This is a genomic window from Actinosynnema sp. NPDC053489, assembly GCF_044544865.1.
Lineage (GTDB): Bacteria > Actinomycetota > Actinomycetes > Mycobacteriales > Pseudonocardiaceae > Actinosynnema.
The window spans coordinates 223,564-244,349 of record NZ_JBITXT010000012.1 but is presented as its reverse complement, the minus strand read 5'-3'; the positions used below and the strand labels follow the sequence as shown (position 1 = coordinate 244,349).

The window sequence follows — 20,786 nt, the reverse complement described above, 5'->3', positions numbered from 1 at the left end:
GGTCCCATTCCGAACCCGGTAGTTAAGCCTTCCAGCGCCGATGGTACTGCACTTGTGAGGGTGTGGGAGAGTAGGACGCCGCCGAACAATTTTTCCCTGAAAGGGCTTGTGGTGGGGGCACAGTGAATTGTGCTCCGATCGCAAGCCCTTTCGGCGTGTCCACAGTAGGAGGAGTTAGTGTCCAGGTTCGGGGATCGACCCGGCGACCGTCAGCGTGGCCAGGGAGACCGACCGCGCCGATCCGACGATGGTGGTCGTGCCCAGGGGAGCCGCAAGCCGAGCAGCGGCAGTGGCCGGGACGCCCGCGGGGCGGGCGGCGGCTACCCGCGTCGGGACGATCGGCCGAGCTACGACAAGCCTCGTGGCGCGGACCGTCGTGATGACAACCGGGGTGAGCGTCCTCGTTACGACAAGCCCCGTGACGACCGCGGAGCTGCGCCGCGTCGGGATGACAACCGGAGTGGTGGCTTCCGCCGCGATTCCGGTGATCGTCCCGGCTACGGCCGCGCCCGCGACGACCGCGGCGGCGACCGGGGTGGGTTCCGGCGGGACGACAGCAGGGGCGAGCGTCCGCGCTACGACCGTCGGGACGACAGCGGCTCGGACCGCGGTTACGACCGGGGCGAGCGCGGCGGTTACCAGCGGCGGGACGACCGGCCGAGTGGTGACCGGGGTGGGTACCAGCGCCGCGACGACCGAGCGGGTGGCGACCGCGGTGGCTATCAGCGCCGCGACGACCGGACCGGTGGCGACCGAGGCGATTACCAGCGCCGGGACGACCGATCCGGTGGCTTCCAGCGCCGGGATGACCGGACCAGTGGCGACCGGGGTGGCTTCCAGCGTCGTGACGACCGGCCGGGTAGCGACCGCAGGGGTTACCAGCGCCGGGAGGACCGGCCGGGTGGTGACCGCGGCGGGTATCAGCGTCGTGACGACCGGACCGGTGGCGACCGCGGCGGGTACCAGCGTCGTGATGATCGGTCGAGTGGCGATCGTGGGGGTTACGAACGGCGCGACGACCGGGCCGGCGGGGACCGCGGTGGGTACCAGCGTCGTGAGGACCGGACCGGTGGCGACCGGGGCGGGTTCCAGCGGCGGGACGACCGGCCGAGTGGGGATCGCGGTTACCAGCGGCGCGATGAGCGGCCTGGTGGGTACCAGCGGCGGGATGACCGGGCCGGCGGGTACCAGCGCCGGGACGAGCGGACCGGTGGCTACCCGCGGCGGGACGACCGGCCGGGTGGGGACCGTGGCGGGTACCAGCGTCGCGATGACCGGACCGGTGGTGACCGCGGTGGGTACCAGCGTCGTGACGACCGGGCCGGCAGTGATCGCGGTGGGTACGCGCGGCGGGATGAGCGGTCCGGTGGGGACCGCGGGGGTTACCAGCGGCGGGATGATCGTGGCGGTGAGCGTTCCGGCTACGCCCGGCGCGACGAGCGGCCTCGCTACGACAAGCCCGGGCAGGACAAGCGGGACGAGCGCAGTCGTGAGCGGGCCGCGCGGTTCCAGGAGCGGGTCGCGCAGGCGGACGAGCAGTCCGTCGCCGGGGACGCCGCGGTGGACGCGGTCGAGTCGGCACCGGTGGTCGTCGAGGAGTCGGTGACGCCGGAGGTCCGGGGCGCCGCCGAGGTGGACGACGCAGCGGTGGGCGACGCACAGGTGGCCGAGGTCGAGGCACCGGCCGAGAGAGACACCGGCACCGACGATGACACCGACACCGACACCGATGGCGACACCGGCGAGGAGGGGGCCGCCGACGCCGGTGAAGAGCCCGCGGTGGCCGAAGGTGAGTCGGCGCAGGATGAGTCGGTGTCGGGTGAGTCGGCGCAGGGCGAGTCCGGCGAGCGCGTGTTCACGCGGGCCCGCACGCCGGAGCTGCCCGAGGACGCGGACATCTCCGTCCTCGACCCCGAGGTGAAGCAGGAGCTGCGCGGGTTGCCCAAGGGGCTCGCCGAGATCGTCGGCCGGCACCTGGCGGCGGCGGGCATGCTGATCGACAGCGAGCCGGAGCTGGCGCTGGAGCACGCGCGGTACGCGCGGTCGAAGGCGGCGCGGGTCGCGGTGGTCCGGGAGGCCGCCGGACTGGCCGCCTACCACGCGGGCGAGTGGGCCGAGGCGTTGTCCGAGCTGCGGGCGGCGCGGCGGATGTCGCACGGTGCCGGGCACCTCGCGGTCATGGCCGACTGCGAGCGGGCGCTGGGGCGGCCCGAGCGGGCCATCGAGCTGGCCCGCGAGGCGCAGGGGTTGTCGCTGTCGCCGGACGAGGCGGTGGAGCTGCGGATCGTCGCGGCCGGCGCCCGGCGCGACATGGGGCAGCTCGACGCGGCCGTGGTGGCGTTGCAGGGCGACGACCTGAACGAGAAGCGGCGCGACCCGTGGAGCGCCCGCCTGTTCTACGCCTACGCCGACAACCTGGAGGCGGCCGGTCGCACGGAGGAAGCCGTGAAGTGGTTCCTCAACGCGGCGCAGGCCGACGATGACAACGAGACCGACGCGGCCGAGCGCGCGTTCGACCTCAGCCCGCAGGACTGAGCGGGCACCGACCGAAGTCACACCTGGAGGCTCGGCACCACCCGGTGCCGAGCCTTCAGACTGTCCCCAGACGGAACGAACCGCCCGAACGGAGACGCCTGTGCTGCTGGCCCGTTACGACGCCCTGCTGCTGGACCTCGACGGCACGGTCTACCGGGGGCAGGAGGCGGTGCCCGGCGCGGTCGAGGCGGTCGCCGCCGCCCGCAGGCACGGCACCGGCATCCGGTTCGTCACCAACAACGCGTCCCGGTCGCCCGAGACGGTGGCCGAGCACCTGACCGAGCTGGGCTTCGACGCGGCGCTGGACGAGGTGAGCACGAGCGCCCAGGCGGGCGCGGCGATGCTGCTGGACCTGGTGCCGCAGGGCGCGCCGGTGCTGGTCCTCGGCACGGACGCGCTGGCCGAGCAGGTGCGGCTGCGCGGCTACCGGCCGACCGACCGGGCCGACGGCGCGCAGGCCGTCGTGCAGGGGCTGTCGCAGGACCTGAGCTGGCGCGAGCTGGCCGAGGCGTGCGTCGCGATCCGCCAGGGCGGCGCGCACTGGATCGCCTGCAACGTCGACGCCACGCTGCCCACCGAGCGGGGCCTGCTGCCCGGCAACGGCTCGCTGGTCGCGGCGCTGCGCACGGCGACCGGGGTGGAGCCGCTGGTGGCGGGCAAGCCCGCCACGCCGCTGCTGGAGCAGGCGGCGAAGTCGGCGGGCGCGCAACGGCCGCTGGTCGTGGGCGACCGGCTGGACACCGACATCGCGGGCGCGGTCAACGCGGGCATGGACTCGCTGCTGGTGCTCACCGGCGTGTCCACGGAGGCGGAGGCGATGGACCTGCCGGAGGACCGCCGTCCGACGTACGTGGCGGAGGACCTCTCCGCGCTGCATCGGCTACCTTGAATCACGTGAGCTTCGAGGTTCCCCTCCCCGGTCCGCCGCGCGATCCCGTGGCCGGGATCGACGACGCCCTGGCCGGTCTCGCCGGGTTGGACGTGCTCGACGTGGTCGAGCACGTGGCCCTGTTCGACGACGTGCACACGGCGTTGACGGCCGCGCTCTCCAGCATCGACAAGGTCTGACCGGTGCCGCGCAGGGCTCGGCTGGACGCCGAACTGGTCCGCCGCGGGCTGGCCAGGTCGCGGGAGCACGCGAGCCAGCTCGTCGCCGACGGCCGGGTGACCGTGCGCGGCACCGTGGCCACGAAACCGGCCACCGCCGTCGAGTTGGACACCGCGCTGGTCGTCCGCGACAACGACGACCCGAACTACGCCTCGCGGGGCGCGCACAAGCTCGTCGGGGCGCTGGAGGCGTTCGACGGGGTCGCGGTGGCGGGCAGGCGGTGCCTGGACGCGGGCGCGTCCACCGGCGGGTTCACCGACGTGCTGCTGCGGGCGGGTGCGCGGCAGGTCGTGGCGGCCGACGTGGGTCGCGGCCTGCTGGACTGGCGGCTGCGCACCGACGACCGGGTCGTGGTCAAGGACAAGACCAACGTGCGGTCGTTGACGCCGGAGGACATCGGCGGCACGGTGGACCTGGTGGTGGCCGACCTGTCGTTCATCTCGCTGAAGCTGGTGCTGCCGGCGCTGGCCGGGTGCCTCGGCGAGGGCGGCGACCTGCTGCCGATGGTGAAGCCCCAGTTCGAGGTCGGCAAGGAACGCCTCGGCTCGGGCGGTGTGGTGCGCGACCCGGAGCTGCGGGCCGAGGCGGTGCTGGACGTGGTCGCGTCCGCCGCCGGGCTGGGCCTGCGCCCGCACGGCGTCACCGCGAGCCCGCTGCCCGGTCCGTCGGGCAACGTCGAGTTCTTCGTCTGGCTGCGCCGGGGCGACCCCCTGGACGCGGCGGACGCCACCGCGCTCGTGCGCGCCGCCGTGGCGCGAGGCCCCCAGTGAGGAGCCCCAGTGAGGACGGTCCAGTGACGACGAGGGAGATCCTGCTGGTCGTCCACACCGGGCGGCGCAGCAACGTGCTGGTGGCCCAGGAGGTCGCGGCGCGGTTCGCGGCGGGCGGGGTGAAGCTGCGGGTGCTGGAGGACGAGGCACCGGACCTGGACCCGTCGTGCTTCGCGCAGGTCGTGCTGGCCGACGACAAGGCCGCCGAGGGCACCGAGCTGGTGTTCGTGCTCGGTGGTGACGGCACGCTGCTGCGGGCGGCGGAGCTGGCGCGGGCGGCGGGCGTGCCGGTGCTCGGGGTGAACCTGGGCCGGGTGGGGTTCCTGGCCGAGGCCGACTCCGACGCGCTGTACGAGGCGATCAGCCACGTCGTCGACCGGGACTACGAGGTCGAGGAGCGGATGACGCTCGACATCACCGCGTCGGTCGACGGCGAGGTGCTGGAGGGCACGTGGGCGCTCAACGAGGCCAGCGTGGAGAAGAGCACCCGGGAACGCATCCTGGACGTCGTGGTGGAGGTGGACGGGCGGCCGGTGTCGGCGTTCGGCTGCGACGGCGTGCTGGTGGCGACCCCGACCGGGTCGACGGCGTACGCGTTCTCGGCGGGCGGGCCGGTGGTGTGGCCGGACGTGCAGGCGCTGCTGGTGGTGCCGAGCAACGCGCACGCGCTGTTCGCGCGGCCCCTGGTGGTGTCGCCGGCGTCCGTGGTGGCGTTGGAGGTCGACCCGGAGGGCCACCCGGCCGTGCTGTGCGCCGACGGTCGCCGCACGGTGAACCTGCCGCCCGGCGCGCGGGTCGAGGTGGTGGGCGGCCGGACGCCGTTGCGGCTGGTCCGGTTGCGGTCCGGCCCGTTCACCGACCGGCTCGTGGAGAAGTTCGAGCTGCCGGTGCAGGGGTGGCGCGGTCCGTCGGCCGGGTGACGACCTGCTAGATCAACAGCGGAACACCCTCCCCCGAGCACACGCTCGGCCCGCATCGCCCAGTAGTGTTCCGGGCGTGCTGGCCGAGATGCGCATCCAGGGCCTCGGTGTGATCGACGAGGCCACCCTTGAGCTGGATGCCGGTTTCACCGTGGTGACGGGCGAGACCGGCGCGGGCAAGACCATGGTCGTCACCGGGCTGCACCTGCTGGGCGGCGGCCGGGCCGAGGCGTCCCGCGTGCGCAACGGCGCGGACAAGGCGGTCGTGGAGGGGCGGTTCGTCGCGGCCGCGGGCAGCCCGGCGGCGAAGGTCGCCGAGGAGGTCGGCGGCGAGCCCGACGACGACGGCAGCGTAATCGCGGTCCGCACCGTCGGCGCGGACGGGCGTTCCCGCGCCCACCTGGGCGGCCGCTCGGTGCCGGTGGGCGTGCTGTCGGAGCTGGCCGAGCAGCTGCTCGCGGTGCACGGGCAGAACGACCAGCTGCGGCTGCTGCGGCCCGCCGAGCAGCGGTCGGTGCTCGACCGGTTCGCCGGTGACGAGGTCGCCGAGCCGCTGCGCGCGTACCGGAAGGTCCGCGACGAGTGGCTGCGGGTGGCGACGGAGCTGGCCGAGCGCACCGCGCGGTCCCACGAGCTGGCGCGCGAGGCCGACATGCTGCGGCACGGGCTGGCCGAGATCACCGCGGTCGACCCGAAGCCGGGCGAGGACGAGGAGCTGGTCGCCGAGGCTCGCCGGCTCGCCGACGCCGACCAGCTGCGCGAGGCCGCGTCGGGCGCGCAGTACGCGGTGTCGGGCGCGCCGGACGGCGACCCGGACGTGCCGGGCGCGCTGGGCCTGATCGGCGAGGCGCGGCGGCGGCTGACCGCGTCCGACGACCCGAAGCTGCGCGACCTGGAGCCCCGGCTGGTGGAGGCGGAGACGCTGCTGGCCGACGTGGGCGCGGAGATCGCGTCCTACCTGGAGCACCTGGACGCGGACCCGGCGCGGCTGGAGCAGGTGCTCGCCCGCCAGGCCGAGCTGAAGTCGTTGACCCGCAAGTACGCGGCCGACGTGGACGGCGTGATCGCCTGGGCGCAGGACGCGTCGTCGCGGCTGGCCGGGCTGGACACCTCCGACGAGGCGCTGGCGGCGCTGGCCGCGCGGCGCGACGAGCTGGCCGCGGAGCTGGCCGGGTACGCGCGGCGGCTGACGGCCGAGCGGACCGCCGCGGCCGAGGAGCTGGGCAAGGCGGTGTCCGACGAGCTGACCGGCCTCGCGATGCCGCACGCCACGGTCGAGGTGGCGGTGCGGCCGCGGGTGGCCGAGCAGGGCGACCCGCAGGCGCTGCGGGTGGACGGGCAGCTGCTGCACGCCGGTTCCAGCGGCGTCGACGACGTGGAGCTGCGGCTGATCGCGCACCCCGGCGCGCCGGCGCTGCCCGTGCACAAGGGCGCGTCGGGCGGCGAGCTGTCGCGGGTGATGCTGGCGCTCGAGGTCGTGCTGTCGCACTCGGACCCGGTGCCCACGCTGGTGTTCGACGAGGTCGACGCCGGTGTCGGCGGTCGGGCGGCGGTCGAGGTGGGTCGCCGGTTGGCCCGGTTGGCGCGCAGCCACCAGGTCATCGTGGTCACGCACCTGCCGCAGGTCGCCGCGTTCGCCGACCGGCACCTGGTGGTCGACAAGACCGCGGACGGCGTGCTGACCCGCAGCGGCGTGCGGAAGCTGGACGAGTCGCAGCGCGTGGTCGAGCTGGCGCGGATGCTCGCGGGCATGGACTCCACCGACACGGGCCGCGCGCACGCCGAGGAGCTGCTGGCGGCGGCGAAGGCCGACAAGGACAGCGCGCCCGTGGTGCGGCGCAAGGCCAAGAAGAAGTGAGCGGGCGCCTCCGGGCGCGGTGCTGCTGGTGGCGGCCGGGGTGGCGGCCGTGGTGTCCCTGAACGGCAACGCGTCCCGCGGTGGGGCGGACCAGTTCTTCGGTCGGGTCGGGGAGGGCGTCGTCGCGCTCGGGGCGTCCGTGGTGCTCGCCGCGGTCGCGACCGTGTTGCTGCACGCGCGGGGGCCGGCCGCGCGGCCCGAGGGGCCGGTGGTCCACCGGATGGGCGACGACCTCGACACCCCGCCGTTCGGCATCCCGGTCGTGGAGGGTCGAGGTGGCGCGGCTGCCCGACCCCGGGCACGACGGTCGGTGACCGAACCGCACCCGGTCGGCCGTTGGCGGCGACGCGTGCCGCGGCTTTCCTGGTAAGGGGGTGTGCCACGCCGCGGCACGCCACCGAGCACGGAGGAGGACGCCACATGACCCGGCGCGCGATCGCGGTCCCCACCATCGGCGCGGGGGCGCTGCTGGTGGTGCTGGGTTCGCTGTTCCCGCTGTACGGGCAGGAGACCCACGTGCGGCCGGGCGTGAACGGGCCGTTGCCGGAGGGGCTGCTCCGCTCGGTCGCGCTCACCGGGTGGGAGTACCTGCAGGAGCCGGCGCTGTCGGGTCGTTCGGCGGGGGTGGGGTTCGACTTCCCGGTCTACGGGCACGGCCTGGTGCTCGGCGCGGTGCTGGCGGGCGCCGGGGCGCTGCTGCAACTGCGGTCGGCGCGGTGGGCGGCGGTCGGCCGGTTCGGGGTGCTGGCGGCGTTCGGGCTGGTCGTGGGGACGCTGTGGGCGGCGGTGGAGACGTTGCGGACGGTGTTCGGCGTGGACTCGGGTGCGTCCCCGGCGGTGACGACCTCGGAGTTCGTCGGGGCGGGCACGTGGTTGGTGGGGGTGGCGGCGGTGGTGCTGCTGGTGGGCGCCGTGCTGGCCCAGGAGTGGCCCCCGCGCCTGCCCCGGGCGACGGGGCTGTCGGTGTACCAGGTGGATGACGACGCCACGCCGCCGTTCGGCATCGCGATGCCGGTGTCGGAGGAGGGGCAGCCGTCGGGTGGCGCGGGGCAGCCGGGTGGCGCTGTTCCACCGGGTGGCGCGGGGGTGTGGGGTGGGGGAGTGTCGCCCGGTGGTGGCGGGTCGCCCGGTGGGGTGGTGCCGCCGGTGGCGGAGCTGCCGCCGGCGGTCGAGTGGCCTGGGGCGGGCGGGCCGGCGGGTGGCGGGATCGGGTCACCCGACCGGGGGTAATTCGTCCATTGTGGATCAGTCATGCCACTGACCAGCCCGGATCGGCTCGGCGTGTTGGCGGCCGAGCGCGTGCGCGGTGGGTCACCATCGGTCCATGAAGCTCTCCGGGTTGCTCGGCCGCGCTCGTCGCGAACTGCCCGGCGTCACCGGGGTTGCGCGGGTCGATCGCCGTTCCGGCGACCTGCTGCGCCGGCTCGGCCCCGGTGACGTCGCGGTCCTCGACCACGTCGACCTCGACCGCCGCACCGCCGAGGCCCTGGTGCACGCGGGCGTCGCGGGGGTGGTCAACGCCTCGCCGTCCATCTCCGGCCGGTTCCCGAACCTGGGCCCGGAGCTGCTGGTCGGGGCGGGCGTCGCGCTGGTCGACGGCGTCGGCACGGCGGTGCTGCGCGAGATCGCCGACGGCACGAGGCTGCGCCTGCACGACGGCGGGGTGTTCGTGGGGTCGAAGGAGGTCGCGCGGGGCGTGGCGCAGACCGCCGAGTCGGTCGCCGACGCGATGATCGAGGCCAAGGCGGGCATGGCGGCGCAGCTGGAGGCGTTCTCCGCGAACACCATCGAGTACCTGCGCCGGGAGCGGTCGCTGCTGCTGGACGGCGTGGGCGTGCCCGAGCTGTTCGTGCCGATGAAGGACCGGCAGGTGCTGGTCGTCGCGGGCGGTCCCCGCCACGCCGAGGAGCTGCGCGGGCTGCGCAAGTACCTGCGCGAGCACCGGCCCGTGCTGATCGGCGTGGACGCGGGCGCGGACACCCTGCACGAGGCGGGGTTCGCGCCGGACGTCATCGTCGGCGACCCGGACGCCATCGGCACGGCGACGCTGCGCGCCGCCTCGGAGGTGGTGGTGCCCGCGCAGGTCGACGGCCACGCGCCCGGCCTGGAGCGCGTCCAGGACCTGGGCATCGGCGCGGTGACCTTCCCCGCCACCGGCAACGCCGAGGACCTGGCCCTGCTGCTCGCCGAGGCGCACGGCGCGTCCCTGGTCGTGACGGTGGGCCTGCAGGCGGGCCTGCGGGAGTTCCTCGACCGCGGCAACGCCGGGTCGACGCCCTCGACGTTCCTGACCCGGCTCAAGCTCGGCAACAAGCTGGTCGACGGGTACGCCGTCGCCGCCCTGCACCGCGGCCGGGTGTCGCCGGGCCTGGTCGCGCTGCTGGTGCTCGCCGCCGTGCTGGCGATGACCGCGGCGCTGGCGGTGTCCGGGGTCGGCCACGTCTACCTGGACGTGGCGGCCGACGCGGTGCGCTCCGTCGTCGTCTGGTTCAGGGGGTTGTTCGGGTGATCTCGCCGCGCTACCACGTCGTCTCCCTCACCGCGGTGTTCCTGGCGCTGGCCGTCGGGGTGGTGCTGGGTTCGACCGCGCTCAGCGGTCCGCTGCTGTCCGGGCTGGACGAGGACAACGGCGCGCTGGGCCGGCAGGTCTCGGCGTTGCAGGCCGAGCGCAACGGCCTGGACGCGCGGCTCGCCGACGCCGACCGGTTCGCGGGCGCGGTCGGGCCGCGGGCGGTGCGGGGCGAGCTGGCCGACCGGACCGTCGTGCTGGTCACCACGGCGGACTCCAGGCCGACCGACCGGGACGCGTTGACCGAGCTGCTGCGCGCGGCCGGCGCGACCGTGACGGGCGAGGTGCGGCTGACCGAGTCGTTCACCGACCCCGACAAGGCCGACCAGCTCCTCGACCTGGTCGCCCGGCTCCAGCCCGCGGGCACCCGGCTGCCGACCGGCGCGGACCCCGGCACGCGGGCGGGTGGGCTGCTCGGCTCGGTGCTGCTGCTGGACAAGGACACCAACCAGCCGCGGGCCACGCCGGACGAGCTGGCGGCGGCGCTGGGCGGGCTGGCCAGCTCGGGTTTCGTCAGGCCGGAGGAGGGCCTGCGGCCCGCGCAGCTCGCGGTGGTGCTCACCGGTGGCGCGCTGACCGGCGACGCGGCGGCGGACCGCGCGGCGGTGCTGGCGCGGTTCGCCGCGCAGCTCGACCGGTCGGGGGCGGGCGTGGTGCTCGCGGGCGGTGACGGTGCGGCCGACGGCACCGGCGCGGTCGGCGTGGTGCGGGCCGACGCGGCGGCGACGTCCGTGCTGTCCACGGTGGACCACGCGGGCACGGCGGCCGGACGGGTCGTGGTGGTGCTCGCGCTGCGTGAGCAGGTGGAGGGCAAGGCCGGTCGGTACGGCGTGGCCGGCAACGCCGAAGCGCCCGCGCCCGGCGCGGTCGGCTGAGCGGCCGCGTCCGCCCGGGGGCAACCGGGCGTTCCCGCGCGGTTCGCGGACCTGTGGTCGCCTGTTCGAACGAACGTAGCCCATTCGAGTGACACGCCGACGTGCCCGCCGGCGCGCTGGGTGACCGGCGGGGTGTTGGGTGACCGGCGGCGTGTTAGCGTTAGGGCCCGTGGACAGGGCGTTGAGCTGTGCGGGACCACCCGCGGCCCGCCCTGGCGGACATCCAGACCACGGGGAGCCTCCTTGGTGCAGCAGGCACGTACGACCAAGCACGTTTTCGTCACCGGGGGTGTGGCGTCCTCCCTCGGCAAGGGGTTGACCGCGTCGAGCCTCGGTCAGCTGCTCACCTCTCGTGGTCTCCGGGTGACCATGCAGAAGCTCGACCCCTACCTCAACGTCGACCCGGGCACGATGAACCCGTTCCAGCACGGCGAGGTGTTCGTCACCGACGACGGCGCGGAGACCGACCTCGACATCGGCCACTACGAGCGGTTCCTGGCCCGCGACCTGTCCGGTGACGCCAACGTCACCACCGGCCAGGTGTACTCGGAGGTCATCGCCAAGGAGCGGCGCGGCGAGTACCTGGGCGACACGGTCCAGGTGATCCCGCACATCACCGACGAGATCAAGCGGCGCATCCGGGCCATGGCCGAGCCGGGCCCCGACGGCGTCGCCCCGGACGTGGTGATCACCGAGGTCGGCGGCACGGTCGGCGACATCGAGTCGCTGCCGTTCCTGGAGGCGTGCCGCCAGGTCCGCCACGACGTGGGCCGCGACAACGTGTTCTTCCTGCACGTGTCGCTGGTGCCCTACCTGGCGCCGTCCGGCGAGCTGAAGACCAAGCCGACGCAGCACTCCGTGGCCGCGCTGCGCAACATCGGCATCCAGCCCGACGCCATCGTGTGCCGGGCGGACCGGGAGATCCCGGACGCGCTGAAGCGCAAGATCGGCCTGATGTGCGACGTGGACACCGAGGCCGTGGTGGCGGCCGTGGACGCGCCGTCGATCTACGATATCCCCAAGGTGCTGCACGGCGAGGGCCTCGACGCCTACGTGGTGCGGCGGCTGGACCTGCCGTTCCGCGACGTGGACTGGACCGTGTGGGGCGACCTGCTCGACCGGGTGCACAACCCGTCGGAGCGGGTCCGCATCGGCCTGGTCGGCAAGTACGTCGACCTGCCCGACGCATACCTGTCGGTGACCGAGGCGTTGCGGGCGGGCGGGTTCGCGCACCGCACCAAGGTCGAGATCGCGTGGGTGCCGTCCGACGAGTGCCAGACGCCGTCCGGCGCGGCGCACGCCCTGGCCGGGCTCGACGCGATCCTCATCCCCGGCGGGTTCGGGGTGCGCGGCATCGAGGGCAAGATCGGCGCCATCACCTACGCCCGGACCAGGGGCATCCCGCTGCTGGGCCTGTGCCTGGGGTTGCAGTGCCTGGTCATCGAGGCGGCGCGGAACCTGGCGGGCATCGAGGACGCGAACTCGGCGGAGTTCGAGGACACCGGGTCGCCGGTCATCAGCACCATGGCCGACCAGGAGGACGTCGTCTCCGGGCAGCGCGACATGGGCGGCACGATGCGGCTGGGCGCGTACCCGGCCTCGTTGCTGCCCGGCTCGCAGGTCGCCAAGGCGTACGGGTCGCTGGAGGTCTCCGAGCGGCACCGGCACCGGTACGAGGTCAACAACGCGTTCCGGGACCGGCTGGCGTCGGCCGGGCTGGTGTTCTCCGGGACGTCGCCGGACGGTCGGCTGGTGGAGTTCGTGGAGCTGCCCGCCGACGTGCACCCGTTCTTCGTGGCCACGCAGGCGCACCCCGAGCTGAAGTCCCGCCCGACCCGCCCGCACCCGCTGTTCGCGGCGTTCGTGAAGGCGGCGCTGGGCTACCGGCTGGCCGACCGGCTGCCGCTGCCCGAGACCGCGGGGGTGGCGCAGTGACGCGGCACGAGTTCGAGACGGTGTCGTCGCGGGACGTGCACGTGGGGCGCGTCGTGGCGCTGCGCGTGGACGAGGTCGCCATGCCCGGCGGTGGGACGGCGAAGCGCGAGGTGGTCGAGCACCTCGGCGCGGTGGCCGTGGTGGCGTTGGACGACGACGGCGCGGTGACGCTCATCCACCAGTACCGGCACCCGATCGGCAGGCGGCTGTGGGAGCTGCCCGCCGGGCTGCTGGACGGCGGTGACGAGACGCCGCTGGAGGCGGCGCGGCGGGAGCTGGCCGAGGAGGTCGGGCTGGCGGCGTCGGAGTGGGTGACGCTGGTGGACGTGGCCGTGTCGCCGGGGTTCACCGACGAGGTGGTGCGGGTGTTCCTGGCCCGCGGGCTCAGCGAGGTGGACCGGGACGTGCAGGGCGACGAGGAGGCCGACCTGGAGGCGAAGCGCTTCCCGCTGGCCGAGGCGGTCGACCTGGCGCTGTCCGGGGAGGTCGTCAACGGCCCGGCGGTGGCGGGCCTGCTGGCCGCGCACGTCGTCGTGACCGGCGGCGGTTCCGGGCGACCGGCCGACGCGCCGTTCCACGACCGGCCGACCCGCTTCGCGGCCCGTTCCTGAGCGTTGAACTCGGGGGTCGCGAACGTACGACACACGGGCCCTGAACGTAGGACTCTCGCGAGAGTCCTACGTTCGGGGCGCGAGAGTCGTACGTTCAGGGCCGGTGGGTTCGACGCTCGCGGTCGGCGGATGGGCGGATGATGGGGTTCGTGCGTGGTGCGCGGGGTCCGCTGGCGGTGGCCGCGGCGGCGGTGGTCGGGTGCGGGGTGCTGCTGTTCGTGGACCCCAACCGGCCGGGGTCGCTGCTGCCGCCGTGCCCGCTGTACGCGTTGACCGGCATCCAGTGCCCGGCCTGCGGTTCCACCCGGATGGTGCACGCCCTGCTGCACGGCGACCTGGCCGCCGCCTGGCACTTCAACGCCGTGATGCTGGTGGCCGGCCTGCCGCTGCTGGCCTGGCTGTGGGTGCGCTGGTTCCGGGCGGCCCGGGACGGGCGGCCGAACCCGCCGGTGTCGCCGCGGGTCGGCGTGCCCGTGGTGGTCCTGGCCGTCGGGTGGGCGCTCGTGCGCAACCTAGTCGCGTAGCTTGCGGCCCTGGCTGTCGGTGCCGCCGTTGACCAGCAGGATGATGCCGTCGATCAGCGACCAGATGCCGCACCCGCCGCACGTGAGCAGCTGCGCGATGCCGATCGCGGTGTCGCCGATGTAGAACCGGCCGATGCCGAACGGCAGCGCGAGCTGCAGCACGCCCGCCGCGATGCGCGACTTGTCCGACAGCGGCTGCCCGGTCACCGGGTCGACGCCGTACGGCGCGGTCGGGCTGAACCCGGGCGGCGGGTAGCCGTACGCCGTGCCGTAGGGCGGCGGCGGTGGCTCGGCGTAACCGGGCGGCGGCGCGTAGCCGGGGATGCCCTGACCGGGGGTGCCCTGACCGGGGAGACCCTGACCGGGGGTGGCGTAGCCGGGCGGCGGTGGCGACGTGGGGTACGCGGCGGTCGGCGGGTAACCCGGTGGGAGGAACGTCGGGTGCGGCTGCGGCAGGTCGTGGAACAGGGCGGCCAGCTCCTGCGCGGACTGCGCCGCGGACGCGTAGCCGACGCGCTGCTCGTACTCGCCGATCTCCAGGCGACCGGCCGCGAAGTGGTCGTTCAGGGCGCTGATCGCCGCTTCGCGCTGGTGGTCGCCGATGCGCACCTGGTGTGGTTCCGACACGGGGGGAACGCTAACAGCCCGACGGCGCCGGGCGAGCCGGAACCCGCTGGTCGCCCTACGCTTCGGGGGTGCTGGTCGGAGTTCCGCGAGAGGTGAAGAACCACGAGAGCCGGGTGGCCATCACCCCGGCGGGCGTGGTGGAGCTCGTGCGCCGGGGGCACGAGGTGCTCGTCGAGGCGGGCGCCGGCGTCGGGTCCGCGATCCCGGACGCCGAGTTCGCCGCCGCGGGCGCGCGGATCGCGCGCGACGCCGACGACGTGTGGGCCGACGCCGAGCTGGTGCTCAAGGTCAAGGAGCCGGTGGCCGAGGAGCACCACCGGATGCGGCCGGGCCAGACGCTGTTCACCTACCTGCACCTGGCCGCCGACGCCCGGTGCACCCGCGCGATCATCACCTCCGGCGTCAACGCGATCGCCTACGAGACCGTGCAGCTCGCCGACGGCTCCCTGCCGCTGCTCGCGCCCATGAGCGAGGTCGCGGGGCGGATGGCGGCGCAGGTCGGCGCGCACTGCCTGGAGCGCGGGCAGGGCGGGCGCGGGGTGCTGCTCGGCGGCGTGCCGGGCGTGCCGCCGGGGAAGGTGGCGGTGCTCGGCGCGGGCGTGGCCGGGCTGAACGCGGCCGTCGTGGCGCTGGGCATGCGGGCGGAGGTCGTCGTGCTGGACACCGACGTCGACCGGCTGCGGCGGGTCGACGCCGCCTACCGGGGCCGGCTGCGCACCGTGGTCAGCAACTCCTACCAGGTGGCGGAGGCCTGCCGGTGGGCCGACCTGGTGGTCGGGGCGGTGCTCGTGCCCGGCGCGAAGGCGCCCACGCTCGTGGGCAACGACCTGGTGGCGACCATGCGGCCGGGCTCGGTGCTCGTCGACGTGTCCATCGACCAGGGCGGCTGCTTCGCCGACTCGCGGCCCACCACGCACGACGCGCCGACGTTCCGGGTGCACGGCTCGGTGTTCTACTGCGTGGCGAACATGCCGGGCGCCGTGCCGCACACCTCGACGTGGGCGCTCACGAACGTCACACTGCCCTACGTGACGGCGTTGGCGGACAAGGGCTTCCGACGGGCGGTGGCGGACGACCCGGCGCTGGCCAGGGGCGTGAACGTGGCGCGCGGCGCGGTCGTGCGGGCCGAGGTGGCCGGGGCGCACGGGATGCGGCACGTCCCGCTGACCCAGCTGTGAGCGCGGGCGGCGGTCCGGCCGGCGGAGCCCCGAAGCGGGCCGGCGGACCCCCGAAGACGTCGGACCCCCCTGGGAGGACGGGAACGGGGGCTCCCCTGGCGGGGACCCCCGCGGGGCGTGCGATCGGCGCGTACCTGGACCACCTGGCGGTGGAGCGGGGCACGGCGCGCAACACGCTCGACTCCTACGGCCGCGACCTGCGCCGGTACGCCGGGCACCTGGCGGCCGCGGGCGTCGAGGACCTGGCGGAGGTCACCGAGGCCCTGGTGGGCGACTTCCTGGCGACCCTGCGCGAGTCCGGGCTGGCCGCCTCCTCCGCCGCGCGCACCCTGGTCGCGGTGCGCGGGCTGCACCGGTTCGCCCACCTCGAGGGCCTCACCGCGCACGACCCGGCCCGCGCCGTCCACCCGCCGACCCCGCCGCGCCGGCTGCCCAAGGCGCTGCCGGTCGCCGACGTGCTCAAGCTCCTCGACGGGCCCACCGACACCCCCGCCCACCTGCGCGATCGCGCCCTGCTGGAGCTGCTGTACTCCACCGGCGCGCGGATCTCCGAGGTCGTCGGGCTGGACGTGGACGACGTCGACGCCGCCGAGCGCACGGTGCTGCTCGACGGCAAGGGCGGCAAGCAGCGCGTCGTGCCCGTCGGCCGCCCGGCGCTCGACGCGCTGGACGCCTACCTGGTGCGCGCCCGCCCCGCCCTGGCCAAGCGCGGCACGCCCGCGCTGTTCCTCAACGCCCGCGGCGGCAGGCTCTCCCGGCAGACCGCGTGGCACGTGCTGAAGACCGCCGCCGAGCGCGCCGGCGTGCGGGCCGAGGTGTCCCCGCACACCCTGCGGCACTCGTTCGCCACCCACCTGCTCGAGGGCGGCGCGGACGTGCGGGTCGTGCAGGAACTGCTCGGCCACGCCTCCGTGACGACGACGCAGGTCTACACACTGGTCACCGTCAACACCTTGCGCGAGGTCTACGCGACCGCCCATCCTCGCGCATCGGGTGGAACATGAGCGGTCCACGGGTACCGTGGCGCTCGCCCAGGTCCGGAAGTGAGCCCGACGAGCTGGAGGTGCCGACCCGGTGCCGAACTTGGACGAGCCGGAGCGCAGCGCGATCGAGCTGGGCGGGGTGCTGCACGCGTTGAGCGACCCCACCAGGCTGGCGGTGGTGCGGCAGATCGAAGCCGACGGCGAGCGCCTGTGCGGCGCGCTGATGGTGGAGGTCGCCAAGTCCACGTTGTCGCAGCACCTGCGCGTGCTGCGGGAGGCGGGCATCACCCGCACCAGGGCGCGGGGCAACCAGCGCTGGGTGTCGTTGCGGCGCGACGACCTCGACGAGCTGTTCCCCGGGCTGCTCGACGTGGTGCTCCGCGCGGCCGGGCGCGACCACCGCGCGGCGGGTGACGCGGCGGGCGCGGCGCGCTGAACCGGCGGCCCGGGCGCGTCGCGGCGATCGGGCGAGCTTCGGCGGGGCGCGTTGCTGGTCGCCCTCCGTGTGCCTAGGCTGCGCCCAGGCAGAGGACTAGGGATCGGGAAGGCGATGTCGACACCGGAGCACGCGGGCCACCCGTGGGGCACGCCCCCACCGCACCCGCCGCCGTCCGGTGTGCCGCGAGCCTCGGTCGAGCTGAGCCTCGCCCCGCACGCCGCACCCGCGGACGACGACCCGACCGAGCAGGTGGTCGGCGACATCGGCCCGACCGGCAGACCGGTGCGGTACGTGGCCGACCCGCCGCTGATCGCCCGGCACGGCCCCGCGAAGATCCTCGCGGTCTGCAACCAGAAGGGCGGGGTGGGCAAGACCACGTCCACCATCAACCTCGGCGCGGCGCTCACCGAGTACGGCAGGCGGGTGCTGCTGGTCGACTTCGACCCGCAGGGCGCGCTGTCGGTCGGCCTGGGCGTGCACCCGCACCAGCTCGACCAGACCATCTACAACGTGATCATGGAGCGCGACGTCGGCGTCGGCGACGTGATCATGCGCACCCCGGTCGAGGGCATGGACCTGCTGCCCAGCAACATCGACCTGTCCGCCGCGGAGATCCAGCTGGTGTCCGAGGTGGGGCGGGAGCACACGCTGGTCCGCACGCTGCGCCCGGTCATCGAGCACTACGACTACGTGCTGGTCGACTGCCAGCCGTCGCTCGGCCTGCTCACGGTCAACGCCCTCGCGGCGGCCGACGGCGTCCTCATCCCGCTGGAGTGCGAGTTCTTCAGCCTGCGCGGGGTCGCCCTGCTGATAGACACCATCGAGAAGGTCAGGGAGCGGTTGAACCCGAAGCTGGAGATCACCGGCATCCTCGCCACCATGTACGACCCGCGCACGCTGCACTCCCGCGAGGTGATGGCGCGCGTGGTCGAGGCGTTCGGCGACGTCGTGTTCGACACGGTGATCAACCGCACCGTCCGGTTCCCGGAGACGACCGTCGCGGGCGAGCCCATCACCCGCTGGGCACCGCGCTCGGGGGGCGCGAAGGCGTACCGCGCGCTGGCTCGCGAGGTGATCGCCCGGTGACCCGGCGCCCGTCGCTGCCGGGGGCGTCCGAGCTGTTCCGCCTCACCGCGGGCACCGCCGCCGACACCACCGCCGGGGAGCCGTCCGCGCCGCGGCGGGGCACCGGGCGGCAGAAGCACTCGACGAAGATCACCGTGTACGTGTCCGACGAGGAGCTGCTGGCGCTGGAGCACGCGCGGTTGGCGCTGCGGGGCGAGCACGGGCTGGCGGTGGACCGGGGGCGCGTGGTGCGCGAGGCCATCGCGATCGTGCTGGACGACCTGGAGGGGCACGGCGCGGACTCGCTGCTGGTGCGCAGGTTGCGCGAGCGGTGAGCGGCGAGGCGCCGGGGGACGCGCCGGTCGAGGTGGTCGAGGCGGCGCGGCCGGACGACGGCCGGTTCAAGGTCAGGCTGACCAACTTCGAGGGGCCGTTCGACCTGCTGCTCCAGCTGATCTCGCAGCACACGCTCGACGTGACCGAGGTGGCGTTGCACCAGGTCACCGACGACTTCATCGCGCACATCCGGGCGCTGGGCGACCAGTGGGACCTCGACGAGACGACCGAGTTCCTGGTCATCGCGGCGACCCTGCTCGACCTCAAGGCGGCCCGCCTGCTGCCCGCCGGTGACGTGGAGGACGAGGAGGACCTGGCGCTGCTGGAGGCGCGGGACCTGCTGTTCGCGCGCCTGCTCCAGTACCGGGCGTACAAGCAGGTCGCGGCGCTGTTCGGGGAGCTGGAGCGGGGCGCGTACCGGCGCTACCCCCGGTCGGTGGCGCTGGAGCAGCGCTACGAAGGGCTGCTGCCCGAGGTGATGCTGGGCGTGGACGCGCGGCGGTTCGCCGAGATCGCCGCGGCCGTGTTCCGCCCCAAGCCGCCGCCGACGGTGTCGACGTCGCACATCCACCAGCACCGGGTGTCGGTGCGCGAGCACGCCGACCTGCTGCGGGCGCTGCTGGCGGAGGCGGGGACGGCGACGTTCGCCGAGCTGATCGCCGGGTGCGAGGAGACGATGGAGGTCGTGGCGCGGTTCCTGGCGCTGCTGGAGCTGTACCGGGAGAGGGCGCTGGCCTTCGAGCAGCCGGACCCCCTGGGCGAGCTGCGCATCACGTGGGTCGGCGGGACGGTCGAGGAGTCGCGGGCGCAGGCCCGGGACGGGGACGAGGAGTACGGGTGAGCGACCGCGGGGCAGCCGGCGCGGGGTCGGCGGACGAGCCGGTGGTCGGGCCGGCGGGCGAGGACGAGGCCGAGGCCGGCGGGTTGCCCGACCTCTCCGACGACCTCGAGTTCGAGAGCGCGCTGGAGTCCATCCTGCTCGTCGTGGACAGCCCCATCGCCGAGGAGCAGCTCGCGGGCGTCCTGGAGCAGTCCGTGAAGCGCGTCACGGCCGCCCTGCACCGGCTGGCCGCCCGGTACACCGAGCAGGGCAGCGGCATCGACCTGCGTAGAATCGGGGACGGCTGGCGGTTCTACACGAGGGACCGCTTCGCGCCATTCGTGGAGAAGCTGCTGCTCGACGGGCAGCGCGCCAAGCTCACCCGGGCCGCGCTGGAGACGCTCGCGGTCATCGCCTACCGGCAGCCCGTGACCAGGGCCCGGATCGCGGCGGTGCGCGGGGTGAACGTCGACGGCGTCATCCGCACGCTCGTCGCGCGCGGCCTGATCGCCGAGACGGGCACGGACTCCGACACGGGTGGCATCCTTTACCGCACGACCGAACTGTTCCTGGAGCGGTTGGGGCTGTCGTCGCTCGGCGACCTGCCCCCGATCGCCCCCCTGCTGCCCGAAGTGGATGCGATCGACGATGTCTGACCAGGCCCACCCCGAGGGGATCCGGCTCCAGAAGGTGCTCGCCAAGGCGGGCATCGCCTCGCGGCGGGTCGCCGAGGAGCTGATCGAACTCGGCCGCGTCCAGGTCGACGGGGAGGTGGTCCGCGAGCAGGGCCGCCGGATCGACCCGGACACCGCGGTCGTGCACGTCGACGGCGTGCGCGTGGTGCTCAAGGAGGAGGTGGTCACCATCGCGTTCAACAAGCCGCGCGGTGTGCTGTCCACCATGCACGACGACGCGCACCGGCCGTGCGTCGGCGACTACCTGCACCAGCGCAAGGAGCGCCTGTTCCACGTCGGCAGGCTGGACGCCGACACCGAGGGCCTGCTGCTGCTGACCAACGACGGCGACCTCGCCCACCGGCTGATGCACCCGTCCTACGAGATCACCAAGACCTACCTCGCCGAGGTGCCCGGCCCGATCCCGAAGGACCTGGGCAAGCGGCTGCGCGCGGGCGTGGAGCTGGAGGACGGCCCGATCGCGGTCGACTCGTTCAAGCTCATCTCGTCCATGCCGGGCAAGGCGCTGGTCGAGGTGGTGCTGCACGAGGGCCGCAAGCACATCGTGCGCCGCCTGCTCGACCACGTCGGCCACCCCGTCGAGCACCTGGTGCGCACGGCGGTCGGCGAGGTGCGGCTGGGCAACCAGCGGCCCGGCTCGATGCGCGTGCTCAACCGCCAGGAAGTCGGCTCGCTCTACCAGGCCGTCGGGCTGTAGCCGGGGGCGGCGCGCGACGCGGACCGGTCCCGCGACCGGAGCCGGGTCGTGCGCCGCGCACCCGTCGACCGGGTCGGTGGTGCTCGCGCGTGGCGGGTGGTGGACCGGGGCTGCTCCGCGCGCCGCCCCGTGCCAACCCGTGATTCCACTGAGCGGAAGTGATTCCGGCGTGGTCGGCCGGTGACAAGATCACATCATGAAGTTTTCCCGCCACTCATTGTGGCGACGCGCTTCTCTCTCT

Annotated in this window: 23 protein-coding genes and 1 rRNA gene; 22 read left to right on the top strand and 2 right to left on the bottom strand. The window is 74.4% G+C overall.

Features of this window, described 5'->3' with window-relative positions; genetic code table 11:
• A 5S ribosomal RNA gene (rrf, locus tag ACIGNX_RS26590) occupies nt 1-87 on the top strand; the annotation flags it as partial.
• A gap of 87 nt (nt 88-174) precedes the next feature.
• Here rrf and ACIGNX_RS26585 read toward each other — a convergent pair.
• A complete protein-coding gene (locus ACIGNX_RS26585) occupies nt 175-1,974 on the bottom strand; it encodes a hypothetical protein (RefSeq protein WP_396543417.1) in 1,800 nt (599 codons plus the stop codon).
• Between ACIGNX_RS26585 and ACIGNX_RS26580 the strand changes: the two genes are divergently transcribed.
• The 13 genes from ACIGNX_RS26580 to ACIGNX_RS26520 all read left to right on the top strand — a co-directional run bounded on the left by ACIGNX_RS26580 (nt 1,939) and on the right by ACIGNX_RS26520 (nt 13,705).
• Nucleotides 1,939-2,535 (top strand): hypothetical protein, encoded by a 597-nt coding sequence (locus tag ACIGNX_RS26580; RefSeq protein ID WP_396543416.1) that lies wholly within the window; start codon nt 1,939-1,941, stop codon nt 2,533-2,535. The genes ACIGNX_RS26585 and ACIGNX_RS26580 overlap by 36 nt on opposite strands.
• A gap of 100 nt (nt 2,536-2,635) precedes the next feature.
• The gene (locus ACIGNX_RS26575; protein ID WP_396543415.1) at nt 2,636-3,424 is read left to right on the top strand and encodes an HAD-IIA family hydrolase; all 789 of its coding nucleotides are present in this window, start codon (nt 2,636-2,638) and stop codon (nt 3,422-3,424) included.
• A gap of 5 nt (nt 3,425-3,429) precedes the next feature.
• Nucleotides 3,430-3,603 (top strand): hypothetical protein, encoded by a 174-nt coding sequence (locus ACIGNX_RS26570; RefSeq protein ID WP_396543414.1) that lies wholly within the window; start codon nt 3,430-3,432, stop codon nt 3,601-3,603.
• A gap of 3 nt (nt 3,604-3,606) precedes the next feature.
• On the top strand, nt 3,607-4,413 hold the full coding sequence (locus ACIGNX_RS26565; protein ID WP_396543413.1) for a TlyA family RNA methyltransferase: 807 nt from the start codon (nt 3,607-3,609) through the stop codon (nt 4,411-4,413).
• Nucleotides 4,414-4,436: 23 nt separating this feature from the next.
• The gene (locus tag ACIGNX_RS26560) at nt 4,437-5,333 is read left to right on the top strand and encodes an NAD kinase (RefSeq protein ID WP_396543412.1); all 897 of its coding nucleotides are present in this window, start codon (nt 4,437-4,439) and stop codon (nt 5,331-5,333) included.
• A gap of 76 nt (nt 5,334-5,409) precedes the next feature.
• Complete coding sequence (recN, locus tag ACIGNX_RS26555) at nt 5,410-7,191, top strand: DNA repair protein RecN (protein ID WP_396543411.1); 1,782 nt, start codon at nt 5,410-5,412, stop codon at nt 7,189-7,191.
• A gap of 28 nt (nt 7,192-7,219) precedes the next feature.
• Nucleotides 7,220-7,561 carry a hypothetical protein gene (locus ACIGNX_RS26550; protein WP_396543410.1) on the top strand — a complete coding sequence of 114 codons (342 nt, stop codon included), beginning with the start codon at nt 7,220-7,222 and terminating at the stop codon, nt 7,559-7,561.
• A gap of 50 nt (nt 7,562-7,611) precedes the next feature.
• Nucleotides 7,612-8,421, top strand: coding sequence for a hypothetical protein (locus tag ACIGNX_RS26545; protein WP_396543409.1), 810 nt, complete (start codon nt 7,612-7,614; stop codon nt 8,419-8,421).
• 94 nt (nt 8,422-8,515) lie between these two features.
• Nucleotides 8,516-9,700: a putative cytokinetic ring protein SteA gene (gene steA, locus ACIGNX_RS26540; RefSeq protein ID WP_396543408.1), complete on the top strand. Its 1,185-nt coding sequence runs from the start codon at nt 8,516-8,518 to the stop codon at nt 9,698-9,700.
• Nucleotides 9,697-10,635: a copper transporter gene (locus tag ACIGNX_RS26535; protein WP_396543407.1), complete on the top strand. Its 939-nt coding sequence runs from the start codon at nt 9,697-9,699 to the stop codon at nt 10,633-10,635. The genes steA and ACIGNX_RS26535 overlap by 4 nt, the downstream gene beginning before the upstream one ends.
• Nucleotides 10,636-10,878: 243 nt before the next feature.
• On the top strand, nt 10,879-12,570 hold the full coding sequence (locus ACIGNX_RS26530) for a CTP synthase (protein WP_396543406.1): 1,692 nt from the start codon (nt 10,879-10,881) through the stop codon (nt 12,568-12,570).
• On the top strand, nt 12,567-13,181 hold the full coding sequence (locus tag ACIGNX_RS26525; protein ID WP_396543405.1) for an NUDIX domain-containing protein: 615 nt from the start codon (nt 12,567-12,569) through the stop codon (nt 13,179-13,181). The genes ACIGNX_RS26530 and ACIGNX_RS26525 overlap by 4 nt, the downstream gene beginning before the upstream one ends.
• A gap of 149 nt (nt 13,182-13,330) precedes the next feature.
• Nucleotides 13,331-13,705 (top strand): DUF2752 domain-containing protein, encoded by a 375-nt coding sequence (locus ACIGNX_RS26520; protein WP_396543404.1) that lies wholly within the window; start codon nt 13,331-13,333, stop codon nt 13,703-13,705.
• On the opposite strand, the gene ACIGNX_RS26515 is transcribed toward ACIGNX_RS26520, so the two are convergent.
• Nucleotides 13,694-14,332, bottom strand: coding sequence for a DUF1707 domain-containing protein (locus ACIGNX_RS26515; protein ID WP_396543403.1), 639 nt, complete (start codon nt 14,330-14,332; stop codon nt 13,694-13,696). The two genes, ACIGNX_RS26520 and ACIGNX_RS26515, sit on opposite strands and share 12 nt — an antisense overlap.
• Before the next feature lie 68 nt (nt 14,333-14,400).
• Between ACIGNX_RS26515 and ald the strand changes: the two genes are divergently transcribed.
• The 8 genes from ald (at nt 14,401) to ACIGNX_RS26475 (ending at nt 20,545) form a co-directional block, all read left to right on the top strand.
• Nucleotides 14,401-15,510 carry an alanine dehydrogenase gene (gene ald / locus ACIGNX_RS26510; protein ID WP_396543402.1) on the top strand — a complete coding sequence of 370 codons (1,110 nt, stop codon included), beginning with the start codon at nt 14,401-14,403 and terminating at the stop codon, nt 15,508-15,510.
• A gap of 143 nt (nt 15,511-15,653) precedes the next feature.
• Nucleotides 15,654-16,514, top strand: coding sequence for a site-specific tyrosine recombinase XerD (xerD, locus tag ACIGNX_RS26505; RefSeq protein ID WP_396543424.1), 861 nt, complete (start codon nt 15,654-15,656; stop codon nt 16,512-16,514).
• 70 nt (nt 16,515-16,584) lie between these two features.
• On the top strand, nt 16,585-16,929 hold the full coding sequence (locus tag ACIGNX_RS26500) for an ArsR/SmtB family transcription factor (RefSeq protein WP_396543401.1): 345 nt from the start codon (nt 16,585-16,587) through the stop codon (nt 16,927-16,929).
• A 114-nt stretch (nt 16,930-17,043) separates the two neighbouring features.
• Nucleotides 17,044-18,018 (top strand): ParA family protein, encoded by a 975-nt coding sequence (locus ACIGNX_RS26495; protein ID WP_396543400.1) that lies wholly within the window; start codon nt 17,044-17,046, stop codon nt 18,016-18,018.
• Nucleotides 18,015-18,332, top strand: a complete 318-nt coding sequence (locus ACIGNX_RS26490; protein WP_396543399.1) for a hypothetical protein — start codon at nt 18,015-18,017, stop codon at nt 18,330-18,332. The genes ACIGNX_RS26495 and ACIGNX_RS26490 overlap by 4 nt, the downstream gene beginning before the upstream one ends.
• The gene (locus tag ACIGNX_RS26485) at nt 18,329-19,174 is read left to right on the top strand and encodes a segregation and condensation protein A (RefSeq protein ID WP_396543398.1); all 846 of its coding nucleotides are present in this window, start codon (nt 18,329-18,331) and stop codon (nt 19,172-19,174) included. The genes ACIGNX_RS26490 and ACIGNX_RS26485 overlap by 4 nt, the downstream gene beginning before the upstream one ends.
• Complete coding sequence (scpB, locus tag ACIGNX_RS26480; protein ID WP_396543397.1) at nt 19,171-19,809, top strand: SMC-Scp complex subunit ScpB; 639 nt, start codon at nt 19,171-19,173, stop codon at nt 19,807-19,809. The genes ACIGNX_RS26485 and scpB overlap by 4 nt, the downstream gene beginning before the upstream one ends.
• Nucleotides 19,802-20,545 carry a pseudouridine synthase gene (locus ACIGNX_RS26475; protein WP_396543396.1) on the top strand — a complete coding sequence of 248 codons (744 nt, stop codon included), beginning with the start codon at nt 19,802-19,804 and terminating at the stop codon, nt 20,543-20,545. Before scpB ends, ACIGNX_RS26475 begins: the two co-directional genes overlap by 8 nt.
• The last annotated feature ends 241 nt before the right edge of the window (nt 20,546-20,786 follow it).